Annotated in this window: 1 pseudogene; it reads left to right on the plus strand. The window is 76.5% G+C overall.

The features are described from left to right. Positions 1–597 (plus strand): annotated as a pseudogene (locus tag AX685_RS22590) (MFS transporter); the annotation flags it as partial.

Consider the following 597-nt stretch of genomic DNA (forward strand, 5'->3'; position numbering starts at 1 on the left):
GCTGGGTCGTCGGCACGACGCAGGGCGGGATGGCGGCGGGCGCGCTGCTGGTCTGGCGGTGCGGGGTCAAACTGCCTGCCCACACCGCCACCTACGCGGCGCTGGCGGCGACCGGGCTGGCGCTGCTGACCGCCGGGCTGGATGCGGACCTGCCGGTCGTGCTGCTGACGCGCGCGCTGTTCGGCGCCGCCACCGGCATCGTCTATACCGATGCGATGAGCGGCGCGGCGGCGCATCGCCCGACCACCGCCTATGCCGCCGTGTTCCTGACGCAGTTGCTGCTGTCCGCGCTGGTCGCGCTGGTCCTGCCGCCGGTCGCCGACGCCGCCGGGCCGCGCGTCGCGCTCGCGCTTCTGGCGATCGCCCCCGCGGCCGCCGCGATCCTGACGATGTCAGCGCGCGATGCGGATCGCCCGGCGGCGGGCGCGACGCCGCTCGCCGATCCCGCCGCCGTCGCGCGCCATCGCCCGTCCGCCGCCGCCTGGGCGCTGGCGCTGGCGACCATCGCGTTCATCGCCGCGACGATGATGATCTGGAGCTCGGCGGCCGCGCTCGCGCTCGCCAGCGGGATCGACCGGGATACGATCGGCGTGGCGG

Source organism: Sphingomonas sp. CCH9-F2, from assembly GCF_001556735.1.
Taxonomy (GTDB): domain Bacteria; phylum Pseudomonadota; class Alphaproteobacteria; order Sphingomonadales; family Sphingomonadaceae; genus Sphingomonas; species Sphingomonas ginsenosidimutans.